The organism is Paracnuella aquatica (assembly GCF_003332885.2).
GTDB lineage: Bacteria > Bacteroidota > Bacteroidia > Chitinophagales > Chitinophagaceae > Flavisolibacter > Flavisolibacter aquaticus.
In genome coordinates, this window is sequence record NZ_QOWJ01000017.1 from 51,427 (window position 1) to 70,094 (window position 18,668).

Genomic DNA, 18,668 nt, shown 5'->3' on the forward strand with positions numbered 1-18,668 from the left:
CACCGCCCACGACTTCGGAGTGACGGTAGCCAGAAGCGGTTGTGATACAACCGGACATCTGGCCGATTGCGAAAAAGAGGCAATCTGAAAGACATATAAGGTCTTGAGCGATATTCATAGTGGTTGTTTCGGCTTTTAGCTTCTTTATGCTAATGAATAGAGACTGTTTAATAAGGCACTTTAAAACGTAACCTGAAGGCTTGCTACTGCCTCCGGTAATCTGGCGATGACTTGCCAATGTTTACCATCCAATCGTTGAAATCTTTGTAGTACTTGTAAAGGGAGCTTTTGTCTCTGTATTTTTCACTGAGGGATAGAGCATAGCGGGTGCAATTTTGTCCGGTTTTATCCTGGTCTAAAAAGAGGTTGATACAATCGTGTTTCTCCATGAACGATCTGGCTTTTTCAAAAAACGACAACGAATTCAACACAAGAAAATCACCAGGTAATAGCTGTTGATTTGTTGCAATGGCCATGAAAGAAAGGAAATCAAAGAAGCCTTCGAAAACGGCCACTTCATTCGCACCTACCGCAATAGAGGTAAAGCTTTTGGGAGCGCTGCTGCCCTTGAAAAAGGCGTTTCTTAGTTCATAGCCACCAACATCATTTTTGAAGCCAATGGCAAAATAACGCCGCTGATTAAGCTCGTAAGTAACCTCCCTACAAAAGCTCCCTGCAATCTCAAAAGGTATTCGCCTTTGACGTAAATAGCGGCAAAGGGCGAACGATGACAGCGGCCGTATATCGAGAATTTTGATTTGCTCCGCTGTCTCAAGTTGGGGCGATGTTTTGTTTAATAAGTCCGGCTGGTGAAGAGAAGGGACAGCATGTACAGCACGCAGGAATTCACCGACTGTGCAATTATTGTACAGGATAGCAAAGTCGATCAGATTACCCCCTTTACCAAGGCCATGATCATACCACCTGTTTAGTTTTCGGTTTACTTTGAAGGACGGCGTTTTTTCATTGCGAAGTGGGGAGAGATACCAATAATCAATGTTCTGAACCTTTGCTGGCTCATAGCCTAATGATGATAGGTAAGAAACCATGTCAATGTTTTTGGCTTCTTCGCAGGAAGCCATTTGTTTTCTGAAAACCATAGCGCCACATTTTCGTTTTTACACAATTCAGAGAAAGCGAAAACGAAATTAGTTTGGCAATATGGCCTTACCTATCCTCATTAAATTTTAATGGGGATAGGTACGTCGATGGCAAATACATTTGTGATTGAAGTGATTGATAATTTTAAATGTGCAGTTATGCTTACAACAAACGACATCGCCCAAGTGTATGATACAATCTTAAGTATCCCTGGCATGAACGAAACCGTGAAGATTGACCTGAAAATGTCCCGTAAAAACGTGTTGCTGTTGAACAGAGTAATAGAACGCGGACTGACGCCAAAACCGGATGACAAAGCATCGAACCTACTCGAAATTGTCTCCGAAGATGCTCTGAAAGAATTGACGTCTCTTGCGGAAGACTGCCTAAAGAAAGCAGGTCTTACAGAGTTAAGTGAGAAGCTGAAATCATTAAAGCAATAAGCTCATTTATCCAGCTTCCAGCCATCGTCGCTCAATGTAAGACGGGCTTTGCGGGTGGCTTTATTAGAGAAGTTTATTGTTGTTAAGGGGTGAAAAGGGAGTGATGTTTTTGTAAGCGGTTGTGTATTCAACCACTGCTCCTTTGCCGTCGTTTTCTGTTTGCACGGATGTTACCTCGGAAAGATCTTCATCGGCAATTTTTACCTTTTGCACATCCAATGATTTATCTTTCTCCGGAGTGGCAAGTAAATAAGATTGCGCCTTTGCAGTAAACTGAATTAGCGACTTACCGACATCACCCAATTTTTGTGTTCGCTGCACGGATACCAGCCCTTCCTTTTCCAGCCCGGCGTCGATGGCTTTTTTCGCATGCGAAGGGTCGCTGCAGTAAATGTCATAATTGATAGCCTTGGGATATTTTCCTTGCTGCCTGATTACCTGCGTGGCTTCTTCTTTGCTCAATTCTTTTGTTGAACAACTGGCGTAAAACAGCGCAATTGTGGAGATAAGGAGGGTTAGCTTTTTCATGGTTGGGTGGTGTTTGATTAGGGTATTAAAATTACTGAATTCGATAATGAAGAACTTGCGGTTTGGATAAAAAAAGGGCTTTACAGCAGCCCTTCGTCAGCAAAGGAGTAATATCCTTCGCTGGAAATAATCAGGTGATCCAAAACCTTGATGTCAAGGAAAGAACCGGCACATTTTATTTTCTGCGTAAGCTCTTCATCTTGCCTGCTCGGTTTGAGTGATCCGCTCGGGTGGTTGTGCGAAAGAACAAGGCTTACGGCATTTACTTTTAATGCTGCGGAATAAATCAACCGGGGGTCGGCTACAGTGCCCGTAATACCTCCGGATGAAACGTTGTAAACACAAAGAACTTTGTTGGCCCGGTTCAAAAACAACACTTTGAATTGCTCCACCAGGTCCATTTTCCCCTCTTCCCAAATAGCCTGCAGTACATCATACGCATCTTTGGAGGAGGCAATCGCAGGACGCTCGGAAGCCTTTACTTTGGACTTGTAAACTAACTCCACTTCGGCTACATTGCTCAATACTTCGGCGATGACTTTCTTTTCCATAATCTTTGTTTTACGTGTTTTGAAATTGATTATGGAGCCTGCCCGGCTTTCGCCGCCACCAGGCGCAAGGAGGAACTGAATAAATACGTGGACGATAAAAGTTGACCACTTGTTTTAGCTGGTGCAGGATAAAAAGACAAAGGTTTGACCCTCTGTTTTATGCGGTAGTTCCTTGTCGCCCGTGACGGCGAAAGCCGAACTTTGTGCAGTGATGCAATGAAAAAACCTACGCTTCGTTTCAACCATCTTTAATGATAAAACCACCGCCCGAAGGGCGGCGATTTTTTGGTTTTGGTGCCTTTTACTTCGGCTTAAAACTCTCACTCACGCCTCGCTTGACAAGACCTTTTGCCGTCTTAGGGTCTTCCAGTTGTTCACAAATTGCCACCTTGTAACCAGCTTTGACAAGCGTTCGTAAATGCCGATCCAAAGAATGAAATGGAAAGCCTGATAACTTTTTCAGTTCGTCGCAGGAGGATGTTGTCAGGACTAATCCTAACGTTTGAGAAACTGCCTTTGCATCAGCACCAAACGTCTCGTAGAAGTCACCAACACGAAAAAGAAGAATGGCGTCTGGGTATTTTGCCTTAATTGCTTTGTATTGCTCCATTAGTGCACTCATAAAAGAAAAATTGAAGGAGAAAGGGTGGCCGTAGCCACCCGGATTATGTTTAATTCAGATGAAGAGCGGCACTGCCGTGCTTTGCAAAATTTTCGCACAGATGGAAAGCCTTTTGCGTCCGCACCTGCGCCGTGCCACCGTACAGCAACGACTTTAACTTGGCTTCGCTGTTCTTGTAAGTCCGTACATTTTGATAGTAGCCGGTCACCGCATTGTAAGCGCCGAAAAGCGTTCCTTTCGTTGTTTCTTGTTGCTGTGTAGGATTGCTCATGGCGTATTCAAAAGCGGCATCACACATGTTGGCAAAGCAGGTAGAAAATTCATTTTCTTTTCCGGCTTGTACCGCTTGCAGTGCTTCTTTGTTCGGCGTCAACGCTAATTGAATGAGCTTTTTTGTTTCTGCGTCCGTGATGCAAACCTTTGTCCAATGGTTGAAAATTGTGTCCAATTCTTTAGAAAAGTTATTGGAAATGCCTATGACTTTGTGCGCCTGTTCCAGCCGCTCTTTTGCACCCATCGTGTGACGGATTTTAATACAGTTGGTATGGTTGCGAAGGGCTGCGTTTAGTGTGTTGGCGCAAACAATCCTCACCGGAGTAAACGCTGCTGTAATGCTTCCAAAACCATCATGAGACGTTGTAAGAAACAGATACTTTTCGATTAAATCATCGATGCCCACTTTGATATAGCCGGGCAATTTTGCCGTGATGAAAATGCGTTCGCCTTTGCCGAGTGCGCCGGCTGTTTCGTATTGGATGCCTTCACCGCATACAATGGCGTCAAAGAAGCTAAACGCATCTACGTTTTGCACCACTTCATAATCTCTGCCCACTACGCCTAAAGCCTGTTCAGTGTCTGTGCGGACGGTAGCAAAATAGTTCGGCACTTCAATTTTCGGCATGATAATATCGCTGTTGCCAAAGCTGTTTTCATTGTCGTAGGTAAACAGCTTTCGTTTGACAACGGTAAAATCTAACTCGGCAAACTTTAGTGCTTCAGCACTATTTGGGTAATCGGTAACAATCTGTCCCAAGCCGTGCCAGGCTTTTTCTTTCACTGAAAAGAAACTGTGGCCTCCTGTTTTTTCGTTGTAATTGATGTTGTGAGCCATGATGTGCTACCCAGCTTTGATTTCTATCCCGCAGGCGGTACTACTGCGGTTTGTTTTGAATAAATAAGTTTGAAAAGTTCCGGCACTGGAATGCGGGAACTGCGGTGAGGTTAGAACGGCACGTCCTCTGAGCTTGCATCGTTTGGCGTGGCTTGTTCAGCTTTGCCGATAACTTCCACTTCCTTCGGCCATGCGTGAATTTTTATGTTGTTCACGTGGCAGTTCAGCGAAGCCTTTGCCGTGCCATCTGCACCCGGATAAGCGTTTACGTAAATGCGGCCGGTGACTTCTACCAATGTGCCTTTTTTCAAATTAGCGGCTACCTTGGTGCTTATCCAATATGCGCAGTTAAAGAAGGTGGCGACCTTTATGGCTTCGCCGCTTTTCGGTTTGAAATAGTCGTTCACAGCAATTGAAAAGTTTACCACCTCTCTTTCGTCTTTTAGTTGGTTCACAACTGCATCTCTGGTTAATCTTCCTACGATTGTCATAACGGTAAGTTTTAAAAGTGAAGAAATGTTTATGCTTGAAAAAGAGTTAAGTCCTGCGGTTGTATTTTATTCGTGTAGCGTTCGTGACTGTGCTTCCTAATCAAGTGATAAACGGTGATATCTTCTGTTAGAAAAATTGTCCATGCTGCAAAAAGAGATTTGGAGCGGCTGTACTTTTTCTTCCGTTGTATTTCCCATGACAGGTACATGAGCCTTGAAAGATCTTGTTTTTGCATACTTTAAAAGTTTTATTGGTTAGTGCGTTGTTGATTGTTGCAACAGATGGGACAAAAACAGCGTGACTTCTTGTAGTTTTTTAGTTTGCGTTCAAGGTTCCGGTCTCCCTTGTGCCAAACTCTTACTACTTGCCAACGAATACCTTGATTGTTCACAGCCGCTATCAGCTTTGCGCCCCGGTTGCTTAGGTGTAATTGGATGCGCTGTGCCAAATTGGTTTCAACAAAACCGAGATAGTGCTGTGCATGATGCAGCTTATCTTGGAAGTGAATCAGGTAAACCATAAAAAACTGTTTTGTAAAAGAAAAAAAGGGAAAAAAGAAAGCATTGGAAGGAGCGGCTTCATGCAAAAGCCAAAAGGAAACGGAATAAAAGATGGCCTTTTGTGCCGTGGGTTTTGTGTTTATGCCGTAAGCTTTTGGCAGGTTGGCTTTCTGTTTGTTTGGCTCTGTTGTGCGGATGGAAAAGCCGCTAACTTCGCTGTTCTTTTGACCCTTTTGTGTTTTACAAAACAGCGTATCAGAAATCTTGTGCAATCGACTTAAAGTGTCCTTCCGCTTTATTGTGTCTTTGCCGGCTCTTGTGAGGAACGAGCATGTGCCGGCGCAATGATCTTTTCAAGTGCAGTTCCTGCGAACCATAGCTAACAACTACATTCTTACAGGTACTGCGCCAGTCTAAAAAACATTCCAATTCCTTCAACAATGCTTTGCTGATCAACAGAAGTGCCCGGGAAAAAATACGGGCAGCGGGTGGACTGAATGCGACCGAAATGAATGTAGGACGTAGTGTAGCGGAATGGAACCCAGTGAGTATTGTAGCGTGGCTTGCGAAAGGATTTGTGCAGCTTTGTAGTCATGCTTTGTGTTGTAGGACAGGTTGCCAAGCCTTGCAGCAAATAGTCGTGCTACGAACGTGGTGTAATGGAGCGGAACGAAGGACGAAATGAATGAGGTGGCATGAAGGACACAAAAGCTACCGTGACGAATGCTGTATGAGCTGCAAGCAGTGTGACAAACTGCGAAGCGTAGCGGAGCACCTGAAGGGCGTTGTCAGCTTTGCCAATACCATATAAGTTTCATAAACAGCTTTATTGGCAATGCTGCAATGGTTTGGCGCATCTGCTTGCCGAATAGGCATGAGGAACACTGCTTTACCTTGCAGCGTGGGCATTGTTGATGTTAGAAATCCTGATGCCTGGATTTATTCTGAAGCTGAAAAGAAGTAGAGCAAAAAGCAAGTGCCATGAGGAACGAGTGGCTCTTGCTGTGGGAAGCCGAAGGTGGCTAATGTTCTGCCTTGTGGGTTAGCTTAGCTACCGCAGGCTGAAGCTAAGCTGCTGAATAGAGTTACGGAACGTACAAGTGAGTGACACAACGAAAGTTGAATAGAGATCCTGTTGCTGATAAATAAAAATCAAGATAAAACTTGTACTAAACGAAAGCTATAGTTGTATGTTGGTTGATGTATTTGCTTTGCTCCTATTGAAAATCCAATCGAATATTTTGGTTGAACCGGTAAATCTGCAACTCATTCTGACGTATATAATAATAGCAGAAAGAAAAGTTAGCAGAGCAATAAAGAGTATTGCTGTATTGAGGTTAAAGAAGTCTGCAATAATCCCTGTAAGTATTGCACCAATCGCATAACCTAAATCTCTCCACAATCTGAAAATGCCGATGCTTTTTGCCCTGTCCTGCGGATTGGTGTTTTCTGCAACAGTGGCAAGAAATGTAGGATAAACCATTGCTGTACCCCATCCAAGAATGGAAGAAAGTATTATGAAATGCAACATGGTATTTGCCCAAACCAGTAACAATAAAGCAATTGCCTGTAAGAACATGCCGAGGTAAAGCATATCCTTTTTACAAAACCTATCTGCCATCTTTCCAGTGAATAACTGACCGATGCCCCATACTGCAGGATAGATTGCCGTTACAATTCCTATCTGGCTAATGGTAAAGCCTTTTGTGGCAAGCAATATCGGAAATATGCCCCATACCATGCCATCGTTGAGGTTACTGATTAAGCCTGCCTGTGTTACCGAACCTAAGTTTTTGTTTTTCCACGTTGTTTCCCAGAAAATGTTTTTGAGACCGGGAACATTGTTCGTAGTTGCTTCTTTTGCGACATGATGCCTTGTGTCTTTTACAAAGAATATGCTGCCCAAAAGACCAAAAAATGCCAAGACAATTCCTACATAAAAAGGGTATGGTCTTATACCAAATTCACCTGCAATCCAACCTGTAAGAAATGCAATTACTGCTACAGCGATGTAACCGGCAAACTCGTTCAGCCCCATAGCAAAACCTCTCTGCTTTTCTCCTACAAGGTCAATTTTCATTACTACTGTACTTGACCAAGCCAAACCCTGGTTGATGCCTAAAAGAACATTGGCTGCAATGATCCAATTCCAATCTTTTGCAAACATCAAAACAAACGGAATAGGTAAACCAATTATCCAGCCTGCGATCAGTAAGTTCTTCCTGCCAAACCGGTTTGCTAATGTTCCTGTATAATAGTTAGTAACCGCTTTCACTATTCCAAATACAATAATGAAAGAAAGGATTGCTGTTTTAGCTGCTATGGCAAATTCTTTCTCTGCTATTTGCGGCAGAATTGTTCTTTCTAAACCTACCATGCCACCGACAAAAGCATTGATGATAACCAGTATCGTAAACTGCTTCCAGTTTTCCTTCAATCCTAAACGAACGTTTTGCATAAAGCCCATAATGATTTACTTATGAAATTGCACACCTGTTCGCGCCTGCTTCTAACTCTACAGGGTTTACATCGTCGTATTCTCCCTTTATGTTCTTTTCAACTATAGCAAGGTAGTTTGCTGGGGTTCGAGGAATGCGTTGAAGTATGGTTTGAACAAATTCTTCCTCTTTCAAATGAAGCATTGAAACATTTTGCTTTATGGAAGACAATGAGGCTTGTATAGGAATGCTGTTGAACTCGACAGGTTTACTTGTATGCCCAGGCAGCACTATAATGTTTTCATTTAGTGCTATCAACTTTTGCAAGGAGTGATAAAGTAAACTCGCCTTGTGTCTTGCTTCTTCGGGACTTGCCTTTAAATCTGGTCTTCCAATGCTTTCTATAAAAAGGGTGTCGCCAGTAAGTAATAGTTTGTCATCTATCAAATAAGATGTGCTTTCTAATGTATGACCAGGTGAATGAATTGATCTTATTGATATGTTGCCTACAGTTACAGTAACATTATCGCCAAGAGGCTTGAAGTTGAATGTGATTTTATCCTGAACCGGCAGGTAAAAAGGAATGTTGAATTTTTCAGCCAATTGCTTTGATCGAGAAAGATGGTCGGCATGAATATGCGTATCCATGACGAACTTTAGTGTTATCCCTCTTTCAGAAAGGAATTGCTCATAGTCTGCAACAGGTAATGAAGCATCTATTATTACTGCTTCTTTACGTGAAATAATCATGTACGACAAACAACCCTTTCCGGTTCGTCTGAACTGTATTACTTCAAAGTTTTCGAAAGTAAGCACAGCTGTGTTCCATGCCATGCTCCAAGCTTTCATGCCGCCTTCCAAAGAATACGCTTCAATGCCCTTTTTCCTTAATTCATTTGCAGCTATCATACTGGTTCTGCCTGCTGCACAAACCGTAACGACAGGAACATTCTCGGGAATAGCCACGTTATCTAAAACGGATGCATCGTTATTATTCAGCCGCTGGTAGGCATCTAAGTAAATACTGCCAGGTATCTGCCATTCCTCCCGTTGCTCTTTTGGTCTTACATCAAGTACAATAACGTCTTTTTTGTCTTCCAGCCAGGTTCTTAGCTGTTCTGCACCTACAGACAATCTATTATTCTCCATGTTGTGATATTTACATCACAAAGGTGGCATTAAGCCAAGACTATCCATTTATCATATGATAAATAATCAGCGTTGCCCTCTGATACGGCTAAGACTGACTTGTGTAATTCCTAAATAAGAAGCAATGTATTTCAGCGGCACTCTTTGTATGATGGTGGGAGCTTCTTCTAATAGTGCTTTGTAACGTTCTTCTGCTGTGTGAAACTGTATGCCTTCAATGCGGTTAACCGTTTCTACGTGGCTGGCTTCAAATATTTTCCTAAATAGACGTTCAATTTCCGGATAGCTATCATACAGCTTGAAAAGTTTGTTAGCATCAATTGCCACAATTTCTGCGTCTTCTAAAATCTGAATTGCTTTGCGGCTTGGTTTGCCGGTAAATAGACTTTCTACCCGTGCAATTACGTTGTTTTCGGTGGCGAAGCCATCTGTTATATCTATGCCGTCTTTGTAGTAGTAAATCCTTGCTATCCCTTTGTTGATAAAATAAACTGTTTTGCAGGTATGACCTATGGGCTGCAAGTCTTTATTTTTTTGAATATGGACAAGTTTGCTTATCCCTTCTATTGCCTCTTTTGCCTCATCCGATAAAGGACTAAAGCGATTGAAATATTCAAAAAGCTGCTTCATGGGACGATGGTTGTTTTGAGTAGATAACTTACTAAGGCGAGTGTATCAATGCTGCCCATTTCTTCTCCTTTCTCAAAATCTCCTTCTGACTGTGCCATTGAATTTGTAAGGTGAGCAAAGCAAATAATGTTATATTCTTTTACTGTGGCTAAGGCATACAAAGCCGCTGCTTCCATCTCTACACAAACAATATTTTGCTGTTTGTGAATGTTGATTGCAGATTGTGTCTCTCTGTATGGTGCATCTGTTGTCCAGCTACTTGCTTCAAAGAATGGACATCCCTTGTCTTTGAAAAAAGGTGTTAGTTGCCGGAGTAAGGTTTGCGGTAATAAGGATGGCTGGTCCGGAGGCAGGTAATGGTAACTTGTTCCTTCGTCCCTGATAGCATCTGTGATTAGTGCAAATCTTTTTGTATTGTTTGGTTGATTAATAATACCCGCTGAAGTGACACTGATTAATAGTTTGCAACCTGAAACAAAAAGCTGCTCTGCAACCAGCACAGCGTAAGAAGAGCCCACGATGCAAGGAATGATGCCTATCTGAACGCCATCTACATCAAATGTGTAAAGAACAGAGTGATAGCATGCCCAACACTCGTCTTTGGTTGCCTTTCCGTGTCTCAACAGATAGTCGGCTAAATCACCGTCAGGATCAAGAAGACAAATGACAGGAACACTGCATTCTTTCTTGCTTTTCTGTCTCCTGGCTTCCCGAAGAAGGTTTTCAGGCAGAAAGACAGACTGCTCATCGTAGTATTTATTAAGTAATATTTCACTCATCAGGTAAAAGGAAATTATATCTTGCGACAAATTTAGTCAATGAAAAAGCTGTCAATATTAAAGCTATTAATCCTAGCGATTATTTTGTCTTTAGGTGTTGATGGCTATGCTCAAAATCCTGTGAATTGGACTGAAAAACAACTTCTAGAACCGGGTGATTTGGCAAACGCTATCAATACGAAGAAAGATATTCCGGTAATTATTAGCGTCGGACCAGGTGCAACAGTACCAAACTCTGTAAATGTGGGCATGGTGAATACTCCCGAAGGCTTGGCAAAGCTAAAAGCACAACTGAAAACGATCGACAAGGACAAAAAGATAGTTGTTTATTGTGGTTGTTGCCCCTTTGAGCATTGCCCAAATGTGCGTCCTGCTATTAATGCTTTAAAAGAGCTGAACTTTACAAGTTACTATTTATTGAATTTGCCTCACAACATAAAAAGGGATTGGATAGACAAAGGCTATCCTACAACTTAGGCTCATCGTGATTTTGGTTAAAGGAGCCAATGGGATTTATCCTATTACCGCGACGCAAATTGAACAACATTGCAAATTCAATATCAGTAGGAACTTAATTCGCTTTGAAATGGCTGAAGAAACGGAAAGTGTCAATCGTCGCATTTGAAACTGGTGCTCTTCTGTAACGCCATCTTTACTTATGTACTGATAGTTGCCTTCCATAGGAACCGCCAGGAGCCATAGGCAACTTTCCAACGTTCATAAATGGGTGATTATACAAGGCAACCATATTGGTTTCAAGCTGCGGTATTGGTCTGTAGCTTGCGCAACAACTCGGGGGCAAATTGGGTATGAGAAAGTACCGTAGTTAATAATAAGGCCGATATGCTAAATAGTTCTTCATGATTGCCTTCTCAAATCAATGAATAATTTGTTGGCTGATACTATTAGAGGAAAGGTGCTAAGGTTGGCGTCTACCGGGCCATTGGTCACCTGTCCTTTGCTGTTAAACTTACTCCGGTGCGCCGGGCATTTCAACACATCGCCTGAAGCCTGCAGTTCTGCATCCTGATGGCTACATTTCATTCGCAGGGCAGAATATACAGTTTCGCTAAATCCATAAAGGCAGATCGGAAATTGAAGAGCATTGTTGCGCAAAATGAAGAAAGAACTGTACACTATACCACCTCTCTACCTTACGCGAAATTCGATACGGCCGTAACCTTCTGGGCATAAGAAGTGCTTCAGTATGCTTAGTAATGAGTCTGCGGGCAATGTTTTGCTAGCTTAATAAGATTTACAGAACTACTTTCTTTGAATGGTAATGAATGCTACAATTATCTAAAACAGCGCAAATTTATTAATTTGCGCCTGCAATGAAGGTTTTCGGCTTTATGATCGCTTTTTATATCCTTTTCCTGTCTGTCCAGCCAGGGTTAAGTGATATGATTAGCCTTACTAGCCAGAGTGTTGAGACTTGCTGTGGTGGTGCATGTGAACCGTTTGAAGAGGAGGAGCCCACGAAAGAACCTGAGCGCAATGGGTGTGACGAAAACTCTAACTGCAATCCTTTTCAAACCTGCAAGGGTTGTCCTGCTTTTACAAGCAATTTCTCTTATCAAAATATTTCACTAATTCCTTTGTTTTCTAAACATCGAATAGGAAATAATGATAGAGTGCCTCCGCTGATTACCCTCGATTTTTGGCAACCGCCTAAGATAGTCTGACTGTTTTTCCATTAACACCGGACAATATGCTTAAAACAGACATTATCTTATCCATTTTCAAAAATCATTTAAAATGAACGCAAAATTCTTCTATACACTAACCGTGACGTTAGCTTTCACACTGGCTGCTTCAACATCATCTTTTGCTCAAACAGCAAAAGACCAACCGACAACAGCCGCACAAACCCAAAAGCTGCAAACAATTAAAATAAAAGTAAGTGGAATCACTTGCAGCGGCGATTGTAAAGACATAGAAAAAGCAGTAAGCAATGCCAATGGCGTTACGTCATCAAAGTTGGTGAGCAAACCATCAGCAACCAGCGCTTTTGAAATCACTTTTGACCCGACGATAGTTTCTGAGAAAGAGATACGGAAAATAGTAGAAGCTACACCGGGTTGTGAAAACCCTAATGATAGACCCTACAAGGTAAAGCAAGGATAAACACGATTTACATGAAACAATTACTGGTAGTATTACTGATACTAACAGTTCCTTTCATATCCTTTGCTCAACCGATAAAGGGAAAAATAACCAATGATACAGGAGCACCATTACAAGGTGCTACCGTTGCATGGATCAATAGTAAGAAAGGAACCGTTACGAACGAAATGGGTGAGTTCTTAATAGACTTACCTAAGAAAAGCCCCCATAGCTTACTAATCAGTTATGTGGGGTATAAAACAGATACCATACAGGTTACTGATACTTCATTTCTCGAAATTGCTTTGCGTGCTGTATCGGCGCTGCACAATGTGACCGTAGAGGGGAGAAAAAGAGCTTCTTATATCTCCGCCAACCCGATAAAAACAGAGGTAATCACCTCGTTGGAACTGAAGAAAGCAGCTTGTTGTGATTTGTCGGGGTGCTTTGAAACACAGGCCTCCGTGCAACCACAAACAACAAACATCATTACCAATTCCAAAGAGTTGCGAATACTGGGGCTATCTGGTATCTACAACCAGGTTTTGATTGATGGTTTTCCGCAAATACAAGGTTTAACCTACACCTATGGCATCAGCAGCATACCCGGTACACTGGTGGACAATATCTGGGTGGCGAAAGGTGCCAATTCCGTGTTGCAAGGTTTTGAAAGCATCAGCGGACAGATTAATGTACTTACAAAGGAGCCGGACAAGGCGGACAAGCTTTTGCTGAATGCCTATATCAACAGCTTTGGCGAGAAACATCTGAATGCTAACTATTCATTCAGGAAAGGCAAATGGAGTAGTTTAACTGCTTTGCACATAGTGCAACCAGCAGGAAGGGTTGACAGAGATGACGACCGTTTTTTAGACCTTCCATTACTTACCCGCTATGCCATTGCTAACCGGTGGAAAAAAGGAGATGAAGCGAAGTGGGGATGGAGTACACAATTTAATGTCCGTTACCTGTCTGAGAAAAGAATCGGTGGGCAAACCGGTTTCAATTACGATAGAGACAAAGGAACGGGTAACGCTTACGGACAGGCTGTAAGCATAAACCAGCCGGAAGCTTGGTTTAAAACAGCCTTTCGAATGAATGACGAGCACAGGTTTGCTCTTTATGTTTCCGGTTCTCATCAGGATCAGCAGTCCTATTTCGGGGTAACGGCTTACAAAGCGAAGCAAGCAGCCGGATATGCTAACCTGCAATATGAATTTGGGTACAAAAACAACAGCGTATTAAAAACCGGCATAAGCTATCGACATCTGAATTTGTCAGAGAAAATTTTGTTTAGTAACAATAGCCTCAATAGAACGTATGCTGGCATTTATAACAAGGTTGAAAACATTCCTGGTGTTTTTGCTGAAAACATCATCAACAGTGCAAACGATAAACTTACCTGGATAGCCGGCATCAGGGCAGACCATCACAACCGTTTTGGTTGGGAAGTAACACCCAGAACCTTGCTTAAATATGCTGCAACGCCAAACCTAACCTTTAGAGGGTCAATCGGTACAGGATGGAGGACGGCAAACATTTTTAGCGAAAACGTTGGCTTGTTGGTAAGTTCCAGGGATATCATTTTTGCAGAAGCGTTACAACCGGAGAAAGCATTGAACGTAGGTTTCAACGCAACGCAAAAGTTCAAAAGCAAGAATGTTGAAGGATATGTTTCGCTGGATTTTTACAGAACGTCCTTTCAAAATCAAATCTTTCCGGAGTATGATGCAGACCCTACCAAAGCAATCATCAAAAACTTTACGGGCAAGTCAGTATCCAACGGGTTTCAGGCAGAAGTGAGCGGCACATTCTATAACAGATTTGCAGCCAAAGCAGGTTATGTGTACCTCGATGTTTACCAGATGAAGGATGAAGGCAAGGATATTCTGCCTTTCAACCCCAATCATAGGCTGCATACCTCCGCATCGTTTATGCCACTGAACAGAAAGTGGCACATCGATGCGAATGCTCATTGGTATGGAATCCAGAAGCTTCCGGATACAAAAAACAACCCCGTACTGTACCAGCGGCCAGGTGAGTCAAACCCCTATACGGTGGTTAGTACGCAATTCACGTACAACATCAAGAGATTTGAAGTGTATGCCGGGGTAGAAAATATTTTCAATTTCAGGCAGAATAAACCGCTTATTGGGTGGCAGGACCCATTCGGCAAATACTTTGACACCCAATTTGCGTGGGGGCCTACCAGAGGAAGAGAGGCTTATCTCGGAATTCGATACACGGTGAAATAAATAAAAAAGGCTGCTCGGTAAGGCAGCCTTTTTGTTTTATCCAAAACTGTAAAAATTAGAGCATTGTTGCAAGTGACGTTTATGATCTTTAGCAATACACTTTTTCTATGGTTAAAATGCAGCGATTATAATGAATAGAGATATAAAAGAAGTAGCCCTACTCTTTACTAAACTCGGTATTGTCGGCTTTGGTGGTCCAGCCGTTCATATTGCCTTGATGCAAGAAGAGGTGGTGAAGAAAAGGGCATGGATGACCGAAGAACATTTTCTGGATCTGGTGGGTGCTACGAATTTGATACCGGGTCCTAATTCTACTGAACTGACAATGCACATTGGTCATGAAAGAGCGGGTTGGAAAGGATTGGTGGTAGCCGGAGCTTGTTTTATTCTTCCCGCTGTCATCATTACCGCGTTTTTTGCATGGCTTTACCAGCAGTACGGACAATTGCCGCAGGTGCAGCCGTTTATTTATGGCATCAAACCCGCCATTATAGCCGTTATTGTAGCGCTAATGATAGGGCTTGGCAAGAAAGCGTTAAAGAGCATTGAACTTGGTGTGTTGGGTGTGGCTGCTGCCGCAGCGGTTCTGGTTGGCGCCAACGAGATATTGGTATTGTTTGGTGGCGGCGTATTGGGTATGCTACTTTACTGGCTAAAATCGTCCGGCAAAACAGCAAATGGTTTTTTTCCTTTCGTGCTGGTGCAAAGCCAGTCGCCAAAACTTCTGTCCGATGCCGGATTGTTTTTTACGTTTTTGAAAATAGGTTCCATTCTTTACGGCAGCGGCTATGTGTTGTTTGCTTTTTTAGATGCAGAACTGGTCAGCAAAGGGTTGCTCACAAAACAACAACTGACAGATGCCATTGCCGTAGGCCAGTTTACGCCAGGCCCTGTTTTCTCGTCGGCTACATTTGTTGGCTGGCAATTAGGTGGTGCATCGGGTGCAGTCGCAGCTACTGTCGGAATTTTTCTTCCTTCTTTCTTGTTTGTTGCACTGCTTAATCCATTGATTCCGTTCTTACGCCGCTCCAAAATCATGAGTGCTTTTCTGGATGCCGTCAATGTGGTTTCCATTGCTATCATTCTTTCCATGGTTGTTGAAATTGGAAGAGTCACGCTGCTCGACTGGAGAACCGTTTTGATTGCAGGTATCAGTTTTGCCGTGACGTTTTATTTCAAAAAGCTGAACACGGCAATTTTTATTTTTGGAGGCGCTTTGTTGGGCTATATTTTATCCCGAATGTAAGGTGATACTTTAAGTCATGACTTTTTTCGTATTATGCCAGATAATCAAAAGCAGCATTGGGACCACATTTACAATACGAAAGCCGAAGATGAAGTAAGCTGGTTTCAGTCTTACCCAAAAACATCAATGGAATTTGTAGAGATGTTTAATCTTCCCTTAGACGCCAATATCATTGATATCGGTGGTGGCGACAGTCATTTTGCAGATGCACTGCTGGACAAGGGCTATCAGAACATTTGGGTGCTCGATCTTTCTGCGGCTGCCATTGAAAAAGCAAAGCAACGTTTGGGTGAGAACGCATCAAAAGTACATTGGATTGTGTCAGACGTCACCGATTTCGAACCGCCCGTTCCATTTCATTTTTGGCACGATAGGGCCGCTTTTCATTTCCTTACTACCGAAGAAAAGATTTATAGGTATGTTGCCATTGGCGAGGAAGCTATTGCGAAAGATGGCTACCTGGTGCTTGGAACCTTCTCAGAGAACGGCCCGAAAAAATGCAGTGGGTTGGAAATAAAGCAATATTCAGAAACATCCATGTCAGCCAGATTTGAAGTAGCATTTAATAGAATTAAGTGCATTCAGGAAGACCATACTACACCGTTCAACACTGTACAAAATTTTCTATTCTCCAGCTTTCAGAGAAAGTGAACTCACACCTATGAATGGGTTTGTAAGATAGCATATCACACTACAACAACGTTCTTCATTTCTAATTATTCAAATCCTCATCCTCTGTATCCGTACCGCATTTAAAATAGCCAACAATGCAACCCCTACATCCGCTATCACCGCTTCCCACAAAGTAGCTATGCCTCCGGCACCCAAGATTAGCACAATTACTTTTACCACCATTGCCAGGATGATGTTTTGCCAGACAATACCCCTTGTAATTTTACCCGCTTTGATAGCAGACACGATTTTTGAAGGCTGGTCGTTTTGAATCACGATGTCGGCTGTTTCAATCGTGGCATCACTTCCTAGGCCGCCCATTGCAATGCCGGCATCTGCCAAAGCAACAACCGGCGCATCGTTTACTCCATCGCCTACAAAGGCAATATGCCTGCCTTCGCTTTTTAGCTTTTGCACTTTTTCTACTTTTCCTTCGGGTAATAAATCACCATAAGCTTCATCAATACCTACCTTTTTTGAAACCTGGTCAACCACGGATTGTTTGTCACCTGAAAGCATGACGGTTTTGATGTTGAGGCTGTGCATTTCATTTATCGCTTGAGCGGCATCTTCTTTTATTTCATCTGCAATGGTGATGTAACCGGCGTATTGATCGTCTACTGCAACAACCACAATCGTATCGATGACTTGCTCAATCTCGGTAGGATAAGAAACATTGAACTTGCGCAGCAGCTTCAGGTTGCCTGCAAGCACTTCTTTTCCTTCAATCTTTCCTCTCAGTCCATGACCGGCAATTTCTTCCACGTCGGTTGCTTTTGTGCCTTTATCTAACTCACCGGCATACTCGGTTACGGCTTTGCCCACCGGGTGGGTAGAATTTCGTTCCAGGGCGGCTGCTAATCGAATTAATTCATCTTTTTCAATGTTGTTGGGCACAACCTGTTGCACTTTGAATACACCCTTGGTTAATGTTCCGGTTTTATCCATCACCACGGCGTTCACTTTCGTCATCACGTCCAGAAAGTTGCCGCCTTTAAAGAGAATGCCATTTCGGGAGGCAAGACCGATGCCGCCGAAGTAACCCAACGGAATAGACACTACCAAGGCACAAGGGCAACTGATAACAAGAAACACCAATGCACGATAAAACCAGGTTTGAAAATCATACTCGTCAACAAAAAAATAAGGTACGAGGCAGACGGCAAGGGCCAGGAAGAAAACAATTGGCGTATAAACCTTGGCAAAGCGGGAAATGAAAAGCTGCGTTTGTGATTTACGGGCCGTGGCATCCTGCACCATTTCCAAAATCTTGCTCAATTTACTGTCTTTGAACAAGGCAGCTACCTTTACTTCAGCAACCGTGTTCAGGTTAATCATCCCGGCCAAAATCTTTTCGCCTTTGTACTTAGTATCGGGCTTGCTTTCACCGGTTAAGGCAGCCGTATTGAAGGATGCGGTTTCGGAAAGCAGGTCGCCGTCAAGCGCCACTTTTTCGCCTGGTTTTATTTGAATGGTTTCTTCCAACTGTATCTGTGAAGGGTCAACTATTTCGCTACCGCCGTTTCGCAGAACGGTTACCTTATCCGGCCTTATGTCCAGTAATGCTTTGATGCTTCTTTTCGCCCTGTTGACGGCTGCGTCCTGAAACCACTCGCCAATTTGATAAAATACCATCACGGCAACGCCTTCCTCGTATTCACCAATCACAAATGCTCCGATGGTGGCAACGCTCATAAGTACAAACTCATTGAAGAAATCGCCACGTTTTGCTTTGCGAAAGGCAAGATCTAAAACCTTTCTGCCCGCTAAAATGTAGGCAATCAGATTAAGAACAAGCGCAACAACATTCGGAAGTTCGGTTCTGAAGCCATATTCCAGTACAAGCAACGCCACCAAAATAAGGAGCGCCAATAATAAATCCCAATGGCTTTTCCATCCGGCCTCGTCCTTCTTAACACCGCTTCCTGCGTGTTCATGATCGTGCCCGTCGTTTTCAGCGTGTTTCTTTTCTTCCGATGTCTCGGCAATTTTCGAAAGCTCATTCAGTTCTAAGCCTTCGCCTTCTTTGGGTTTATATTGCATGC

20 protein-coding genes are annotated in these 18,668 nt (G+C 42.9%); 6 read left to right on the forward strand and 14 right to left on the reverse strand.

Annotation, left to right across the window (positions count from 1 at the left end):
- Positions 1 to 203: 203 nt before the first annotated feature.
- On the reverse strand, positions 204 to 1,100 hold the full coding sequence (locus tag DRJ53_RS18630; RefSeq protein WP_114237179.1) for a toprim domain-containing protein: 897 nt from the start codon (positions 1,098 to 1,100) through the stop codon (positions 204 to 206).
- Between the two features lie 123 nt (positions 1,101 to 1,223).
- Here DRJ53_RS18630 and DRJ53_RS18635 point away from each other — a divergent pair, with 123 nt between their 5' ends.
- A complete protein-coding gene (locus DRJ53_RS18635) occupies positions 1,224 to 1,544 on the forward strand; it encodes a hypothetical protein (protein ID WP_241558619.1) in 321 nt (106 codons plus the stop codon).
- Positions 1,545 to 1,607: 63 nt separating this feature from the next.
- Here the strand turns inward: DRJ53_RS18635 and DRJ53_RS18640 are convergent, their stop codons facing one another.
- The 11 genes from DRJ53_RS18640 to DRJ53_RS18690 form a co-directional block, all read right to left on the reverse strand.
- Positions 1,608 to 2,072: a hypothetical protein gene (locus DRJ53_RS18640; protein WP_114237180.1), complete on the reverse strand. Its 465-nt coding sequence runs from the start codon at positions 2,070 to 2,072 to the stop codon at positions 1,608 to 1,610.
- 80 nt (positions 2,073 to 2,152) lie between these two features.
- Positions 2,153 to 2,623 carry a JAB domain-containing protein gene (locus tag DRJ53_RS18645; RefSeq protein ID WP_114237181.1) on the reverse strand — a complete coding sequence of 157 codons (471 nt, stop codon included), beginning with the start codon at positions 2,621 to 2,623 and terminating at the stop codon, positions 2,153 to 2,155.
- A 301-nt stretch (positions 2,624 to 2,924) separates the two neighbouring features.
- Complete coding sequence (locus DRJ53_RS18650) at positions 2,925 to 3,245, reverse strand: MutS N-terminal domain-containing protein (protein ID WP_206609831.1); 321 nt, start codon at positions 3,243 to 3,245, stop codon at positions 2,925 to 2,927.
- A gap of 49 nt (positions 3,246 to 3,294) precedes the next feature.
- Positions 3,295 to 4,302: a DUF932 domain-containing protein gene (locus DRJ53_RS18655; RefSeq protein ID WP_241558621.1), complete on the reverse strand. Its 1,008-nt coding sequence runs from the start codon at positions 4,300 to 4,302 to the stop codon at positions 3,295 to 3,297.
- A 164-nt stretch (positions 4,303 to 4,466) separates the two neighbouring features.
- A complete protein-coding gene (locus DRJ53_RS18660; protein ID WP_114237183.1) occupies positions 4,467 to 4,847 on the reverse strand; it encodes a single-stranded DNA-binding protein in 381 nt (126 codons plus the stop codon).
- Between the two features lie 248 nt (positions 4,848 to 5,095).
- The gene (locus DRJ53_RS21605; RefSeq protein ID WP_206609832.1) at positions 5,096 to 5,620 is read right to left on the reverse strand and encodes a hypothetical protein; all 525 of its coding nucleotides are present in this window, start codon (positions 5,618 to 5,620) and stop codon (positions 5,096 to 5,098) included.
- Between the two features lie 122 nt (positions 5,621 to 5,742).
- On the reverse strand, positions 5,743 to 5,943 hold the full coding sequence (locus tag DRJ53_RS21170; protein ID WP_123893694.1) for a hypothetical protein: 201 nt from the start codon (positions 5,941 to 5,943) through the stop codon (positions 5,743 to 5,745).
- Positions 5,944 to 6,528: 585 nt separating this feature from the next.
- A complete protein-coding gene (locus tag DRJ53_RS18675) occupies positions 6,529 to 7,806 on the reverse strand; it encodes an MFS transporter (RefSeq protein WP_114237247.1) in 1,278 nt (425 codons plus the stop codon).
- A 19-nt stretch (positions 7,807 to 7,825) separates the two neighbouring features.
- On the reverse strand, positions 7,826 to 8,935 hold the full coding sequence (locus tag DRJ53_RS18680; RefSeq protein WP_114237185.1) for an MBL fold metallo-hydrolase: 1,110 nt from the start codon (positions 8,933 to 8,935) through the stop codon (positions 7,826 to 7,828).
- Between the two features lie 66 nt (positions 8,936 to 9,001).
- The gene (locus DRJ53_RS18685) at positions 9,002 to 9,565 is read right to left on the reverse strand and encodes a Crp/Fnr family transcriptional regulator (protein ID WP_114237186.1); all 564 of its coding nucleotides are present in this window, start codon (positions 9,563 to 9,565) and stop codon (positions 9,002 to 9,004) included.
- A complete protein-coding gene (locus DRJ53_RS18690) occupies positions 9,562 to 10,344 on the reverse strand; it encodes a nucleoside phosphorylase (protein ID WP_114237187.1) in 783 nt (260 codons plus the stop codon). The genes DRJ53_RS18685 and DRJ53_RS18690 overlap by 4 nt, the downstream gene beginning before the upstream one ends.
- 39 nt (positions 10,345 to 10,383) lie before the next feature.
- Between DRJ53_RS18690 and DRJ53_RS18695 the strand changes: the two genes are divergently transcribed.
- Positions 10,384 to 10,821: a rhodanese-like domain-containing protein gene (locus DRJ53_RS18695; protein ID WP_114237188.1), complete on the forward strand. Its 438-nt coding sequence runs from the start codon at positions 10,384 to 10,386 to the stop codon at positions 10,819 to 10,821.
- Between the two features lie 381 nt (positions 10,822 to 11,202).
- Here DRJ53_RS18695 and DRJ53_RS21900 read toward each other — a convergent pair whose 3' ends face one another.
- Entirely contained in the window at positions 11,203 to 11,481 is a 279-nt protein-coding gene (locus DRJ53_RS21900) for a Rieske (2Fe-2S) protein (protein WP_162303927.1), read from the reverse strand.
- Between the two features lie 621 nt (positions 11,482 to 12,102).
- Here DRJ53_RS21900 and DRJ53_RS18710 point away from each other — a divergent pair.
- From DRJ53_RS18710 to DRJ53_RS18725, 4 genes are all read left to right on the forward strand, one after another.
- Positions 12,103 to 12,471 (forward strand): heavy-metal-associated domain-containing protein, encoded by a 369-nt coding sequence (locus tag DRJ53_RS18710; protein WP_114237191.1) that lies wholly within the window; start codon positions 12,103 to 12,105, stop codon positions 12,469 to 12,471.
- Positions 12,472 to 12,482: 11 nt separating this feature from the next.
- Positions 12,483 to 14,705 carry a TonB-dependent receptor gene (locus DRJ53_RS18715; RefSeq protein ID WP_114237192.1) on the forward strand — a complete coding sequence of 741 codons (2,223 nt, stop codon included), beginning with the start codon at positions 12,483 to 12,485 and terminating at the stop codon, positions 14,703 to 14,705.
- A 130-nt stretch (positions 14,706 to 14,835) separates the two neighbouring features.
- Positions 14,836 to 15,951 carry a chromate efflux transporter gene (gene chrA / locus DRJ53_RS18720; RefSeq protein WP_114237193.1) on the forward strand — a complete coding sequence of 372 codons (1,116 nt, stop codon included), beginning with the start codon at positions 14,836 to 14,838 and terminating at the stop codon, positions 15,949 to 15,951.
- Between the two features lie 33 nt (positions 15,952 to 15,984).
- Positions 15,985 to 16,602 carry a class I SAM-dependent methyltransferase gene (locus DRJ53_RS18725; RefSeq protein WP_114237194.1) on the forward strand — a complete coding sequence of 206 codons (618 nt, stop codon included), beginning with the start codon at positions 15,985 to 15,987 and terminating at the stop codon, positions 16,600 to 16,602.
- Between the two features lie 69 nt (positions 16,603 to 16,671).
- On the opposite strand, the gene DRJ53_RS18730 is transcribed toward DRJ53_RS18725, so the two are convergent.
- A complete protein-coding gene (locus DRJ53_RS18730; RefSeq protein ID WP_114237195.1) occupies positions 16,672 to 18,666 on the reverse strand; it encodes a heavy metal translocating P-type ATPase in 1,995 nt (664 codons plus the stop codon).
- Between the last annotated feature and the right edge of the window lie 2 nt (positions 18,667 to 18,668).